Below are 4,662 nucleotides of genomic sequence, written 5' to 3'. Positions count from 1 at the left end.
CCAAGTGTTGTTCAATGCCCGCAAGATCGCCACCGTGGCCGAGATGGACCGCGCCGTGACCGCCTTCATCGACGGCCTGCACCTGTTCGAGCAGGCGTTGAGGGACTTCATGAACGTCGAGCGGGTGATGAAGCCGGGCGGATTGGTCGTGATCGACGACATCTTCCCGGCCCACCCGGCGCAGGCGGAGCGGGTTCGCCGGACCAAGAAGTGGGCGGGGGATGTTTGGAAGGTGCTCAAGATCCTGCAGGAGCACCGCCCCGACCTCGAACTGACCGCGCTCGACGTCGCCCCCACCGGGCTGCTGCTGGTCAGGAACCTTGATCCGGGCAGCCGGATCCTCGAGGAGGCCTACCACGACTTGGTCGATGAGTGGATGGATCAGGTCGTTCCCGAAGACATCATTAGGAGACACGCATGCACGCAAGTTCGTATCAGCTGATGGGCCAGTTCCTGCAGACCATCGGGCAAGATGACAAGGTGCTCGACGTCGGCAGCTACGCGGTGCAGGGAAGCTACCGAGACCTGGTGAGGCCGGGCAACTACACCGGCCTCGACATTGCCGAAGGCCCGAATGTCGACGTGGTGGTCAAGGACCCCTACAACTGGCTGGAGGTACCGATCTGGTCCTACGACGTGATCATCTCGGGTCAGGCCCTCGAGCACATCGAGTTCCCCTGGCTCACTGTTCAGGAGATGAACCGTTCGCTGAGGCCGGGAGGGCGGGTCTGCATCATCGTCCCCTCGGCCGGCAAGGAGCACCGCTACCCGCTGGATTGCTACCGCTACTATCCGGACGGGCTGGCGGCGCTGGCGAAGTGGGTCGGCTGGGAGGTGGAGGAGGTTCGGAGGTATCCTGAACTGAACAAGCAATGGCAGGACTGTGTACTAATTGCGAGGAAACCAAAATGAGAGACCAATACGGAGCACTGATTTCTTGGCCGGACTTCACGAAAGACCTGGCCACTCGGCTCGAGAAGGCCGGGGCGTGGGAGACCGGCATCAGCTCAGACCGGCGCGGCCTGGGGGTCGCGATCAACCTCGACCTCTACGGCTATGACGTGGAGCAGGGGCTGGCCGTGTTTCAGGTCCGTCAGGCCATCTTCCACCCGTCGAGGCCCACCCGGGTGCGCAAGAACTACTTCCTCTGCGGCACCACGGAGACGGGCAGCCCCTTTGCCCACCCGGTCGACAGCCCGGCCCGCTCGAAGCGGGCGCTGGCAAGCCCGCAGGCCTGCGTGAAGTATGTGCTTGCCAAGATCTGGCAGTGCAGCGAGGACACCCTGAGCGACATCGAGCGGCAGGGAGACGTGGCGTTCGTGCCGGTAAAGGACGTGCCCAAGACCGCCGAGGAGATCGAGGGGCCGGTCATGCTGCGAGACAGCCACGAGGTCCGGGGCCGGCTGTTCCGGGACTGGGACGGAACCCTCTACACGGTGAGAGGCGCCCGGCTCCTGCACAAGAAGGGCCAGCATGCGGCGGTCAAGGCGCGGGGCGGATTCTACCGGATCCAGGAGGGGGTCAGGGTTCCGACCTGGTCGTTCTCGATGCAGGTCGGTGACTGACATGGAAGAGCTGCTCTTGAGGATTCTGATCTTCGAGGAGTTCTTGAGAGCAGACCTCTACGACGAGCCTGATGAGGAGCTAAGGCAATGCTTGTTGCGACGATTATCGCAGGGGTCATTACAGGATTCGGAATCTATGTCGGATTCCGATTCGCAGAAAAGTTAGACGACTAGGAGAGATAAGATGGGCTGGACCTACATGCAGAAACCGAAGAACGTCAAAGCGTACTTCGAGAGCCAACTGAACCTAGAGACTGACGAGGCCATTTACCGCCCGCTAGAACTGAAAATGGTCAGCCTCAAGGCCCTTTACGGGGCAGTTGGGAGGATCAGCAAGCAGACTGGTAAGAGCGACATCTTCGCCGTCGTCATCCTCCTCAAGTTCACCAAGGAGAACGGCGTCTCCATGCTTGGCTATAAGGACATGGACGAGACGATGGGGCCGGTCGAGTCCGAGTGCCCGGAAAGCATCCTGCTCAAGCTGACCGAGACGGACAGTGAGTATGCGAAGGAGTGGCGGCTGCGCTGCTGGGCGCGTGTCAAGCTGGTGAAGCAGCGCAAAGAGAAGAGCAAGGTCGGGGCGGTGCTGGTGCCGAAAGCGGACTTGACGCTACAGGGGTGGAAAGTCAAACAGGTCGAGGTTGTTGACTCCCCTTATGGCAAGGCGCTCATGGGCGTTCGATTCTGCGACACCGAACGCCCGCCGACCTACTACCGGATCGCCAACTGGGTGCTCGATCGATGCGACATTCAATAGTAAATTCTGCTCCGGGTGAACTTGTCGACGAGATTCCGAAAAGGAAGGGCGAGTTCAACCTAGGACACGAACGAGAGATGAGAAACCTTGAGGCGCCGCCCCATGGAAGCGGGCTCGTCTATAGGTACTGGTCAAAGGAAACGAACTTCTGTGCCAGGCGCACAGCTTGGAGGATCTGTGTGCTGACTGATGACAGGGTAAAATATTCGATCACCGTCTTTGTGGGCGCGATCGAAGGACGTCTCGGAGCTGCCTTGAAACTCAGGGCGGCGAGAGAACAAGTAAGAACCTACCTTAAACAACGGGAGAACACGTATGTCCAACTTCAAACTTGCTTTCGGCTCACAGAACGGCAAGACCGGCCCGATCCCGGTCTCGATGTCGGGTCGTGACACCTGCCCGAACGCCTGCCCCCTGAAGGAGAAGGGGTGCTACGCCCTCTACGGCCGGATGGCGTGGAACTGGAACAGCCTGTCCGAGGGCCGGCGCGGCGGCGACTTCGCTTCCCTGCTGGCCGACATCCGGCGCATGCCCGCCGGCCAGCTGTGGCGGCACAACTCGGCCGGCGACCTGCCGACCATCGACAACGTCCACATCGATGCCGAGGCGCTGACCGCCCTGGTCAAGGCCCAGCAGGGCCGGCGCGGCTTCACTTACACCCACTACGACCCGCGCATCCCCGAGAACGCCGAGGCGATCCGACAGGCCAATGCCGGCGGCTTCACCATCAACCTGTCGGCGGACACCCTGGCCGAGGCTGACGAGTTTGCCGATCTCGGGATCGCCCCGGTCGTGACGACGCTCCCCATCGAGGCTCCGAAGAGCCTGCGCACGCCGGCCGGTCGCAAGGTGGTCACTTGCCCGGCCACCTACCGCGAAAAGGTGACCTGCTCGAACTGCGGGATCTGCCAGCAAGCGAAGGGCCGGGCGATCGTCGGGTTCCCGGCGCACGGATCCGGGAAGAGGGCGACGCAAGCGGTGTTTGAGTCGTAAAAAAGAAGGCCCGCATGGATGCGGGCCTAAGATTCGAAGGAGAGGACTTCATGGTAATCAGCGGAGAAGCCGATGTCAACAGATAACTCCCAGATGCTGACCTGGTACTCAGCGTCCAAACTTCAGCAGGTGCAGGACCTGGGCCTGCGCTGCGGCCACCTGCAATACGCGGTCCTTCACGGTATGATCAAGACTGAGAACCGTTACAGGATCAGCCCGTACAGCCGCCGGCACTCGGTTCCAATATCTTGCTTCACGATCGAGTCGCTCCTCGAGTTTCTCGATTCGGGGGCGGGGCGGAAGATGGTCGACGGCCTCAAAAACCGGGGCTTCTCTGAAAGGCCACACAAACCCCTCCACAAGCAGGCAAAAGCGTCAGGGATCCGGCGCAAGCTGATTGAACTTCGGCTTGAGGCGTCCGAAGCTGGCATGTCTTTCGAGGACTATCTGCTTGTCACGGGCTACAGCGAGGAGGAGATCGATGAGTTTATCGGAGCTGGATCAGGAGCAGAGGAAAATTCTGCAGAACCGTTTCCACATGATGATGAGGAGGGCGGATGGTGCGCAGCAATGGAAGACCTTCAGGGACTGGGAGCGCGACTTCCTGTCCGTTGCCCCGAGTGACTTCAGTACGCTGACCCACCGGGTCTCCTACGACCCGGAGATTGGGTACACGAAAGAGGGTATGCGGGTCAGAAGAACCAGCAAACGTCCGGAGCAAACCAGCCTCAACCAAGACTTGAGAATTTTGTTGGCTTCCGAGTTGACGTCACTTCTTTTGGATCCTACAATGGATCTGTCCCTGCAAGAACTCGTAGACCAAGCCGAGAGGCTGGTCGGCATGAACCACAAAACGGAGAAATAATCCAATGTCAGTTGACTATCAGGCCATTCAAGAGCACATCAAGGCCATCGACGAGCAGAAGGCGGCCTTGCTGGCCCAGGCCGACGAGCTGCGAGCCCAAGCCACCGAACAGATGGTGGAGAACGTCATGAAGTACATCGAGGACAATGGGTTCTCGGTGCGCGAGATCATGACCAAGGTGCAGGCCCGCATCACCAAGAAACAGAAGGTGACCACCTTCGTCAACCCCGAGAACTCCGAGCAGACCTACACTCGCGGCCCGTTGCCGGAGTGGATCAAGGAGGGAATGGTTGCCGGCGGGCTCGACCCGGCCGACAAGGCGCAGGTCGCCCAGTTCAAGGAGACCTTGATCAAGAAATAACCTCGCGAGCCAGTATCCCCAGCGCCTCCCGATGCACGGGAGGCCATGTCCTCAAAGGTGAAACCATGAAAGCGATTGTCCCGAACGCAACCTCCAAGCCGCTCATTGACCTGTGGCTTGC

7 protein-coding genes are annotated in these 4,662 nt (G+C 60.3%); all 7 read left to right on the top strand.

All coding sequences use genetic code 11. From position 1 onward, the window contains the following. On the top strand, nt 1-442 hold a 442-nt coding region (locus EOM25_12385; protein ID NCC25970.1), incomplete at its 5' end, for a class I SAM-dependent methyltransferase. Then, the gene (locus EOM25_12380) at nt 418-912 is read left to right on the top strand and encodes a methyltransferase domain-containing protein (GenBank protein ID NCC25969.1); all 495 of its coding nucleotides are present in this window, start codon (nt 418-420) and stop codon (nt 910-912) included. The genes EOM25_12385 and EOM25_12380, both read left to right, overlap by 25 nt. Beyond that, nucleotides 873-1,565 (top strand): hypothetical protein, encoded by a 693-nt coding sequence (locus tag EOM25_12375; protein ID NCC25968.1) that lies wholly within the window; start codon nt 873-875, stop codon nt 1,563-1,565. Before EOM25_12380 ends, EOM25_12375 begins: the two co-directional genes overlap by 40 nt. Before the next feature lie 184 nt (nt 1,566-1,749). Then, nucleotides 1,750-2,322 (top strand): hypothetical protein, encoded by a 573-nt coding sequence (locus EOM25_12370; GenBank protein ID NCC25967.1) that lies wholly within the window; start codon nt 1,750-1,752, stop codon nt 2,320-2,322. 315 nt (nt 2,323-2,637) lie between these two features. Next, complete coding sequence (locus tag EOM25_12365; protein ID NCC25966.1) at nt 2,638-3,315, top strand: hypothetical protein; 678 nt, start codon at nt 2,638-2,640, stop codon at nt 3,313-3,315. Nucleotides 3,316-3,387: 72 nt separating this feature from the next. Then, on the top strand, nt 3,388-3,939 hold the full coding sequence (locus tag EOM25_12360) for a hypothetical protein (protein ID NCC25965.1): 552 nt from the start codon (nt 3,388-3,390) through the stop codon (nt 3,937-3,939). A gap of 245 nt (nt 3,940-4,184) precedes the next feature. Beyond that, on the top strand, nt 4,185-4,541 hold the full coding sequence (locus tag EOM25_12355; protein NCC25964.1) for an H-NS histone family protein: 357 nt from the start codon (nt 4,185-4,187) through the stop codon (nt 4,539-4,541). The last annotated feature ends 121 nt before the right edge of the window (nt 4,542-4,662 follow it).

This window comes from Deltaproteobacteria bacterium, from assembly GCA_009929795.1.
In the GTDB taxonomy this organism is placed as follows: Bacteria; Desulfobacterota; Desulfovibrionia; order Desulfovibrionales; family Desulfomicrobiaceae; genus RZZR01.
The sequence above is the reverse complement of the archived record's forward strand: the minus strand, read 5'-3'. Positions and strand labels throughout refer to the sequence as shown.

Coding starts and splice junctions, on each gene's coding strand:
- EOM25_12380 (NCC25969.1), top strand. CDS start 418: ATGCACGCAAGTTCGTATCAGCTGATGGGCCAGTTCCTGCAGACCATC.
- EOM25_12370 (NCC25967.1), top strand. CDS start 1,750: ATGGGCTGGACCTACATGCAGAAACCGAAGAACGTCAAAGCGTACTTC.
- EOM25_12365 (NCC25966.1), top strand. CDS start 2,638: ATGTCCAACTTCAAACTTGCTTTCGGCTCACAGAACGGCAAGACCGGC.
- EOM25_12360 (NCC25965.1), top strand. CDS start 3,388: ATGTCAACAGATAACTCCCAGATGCTGACCTGGTACTCAGCGTCCAAA.
- EOM25_12355 (NCC25964.1), top strand. CDS start 4,185: ATGTCAGTTGACTATCAGGCCATTCAAGAGCACATCAAGGCCATCGAC.
- EOM25_12375 (NCC25968.1), top strand. CDS start 873: ATGGCAGGACTGTGTACTAATTGCGAGGAAACCAAAATGAGAGACCAA.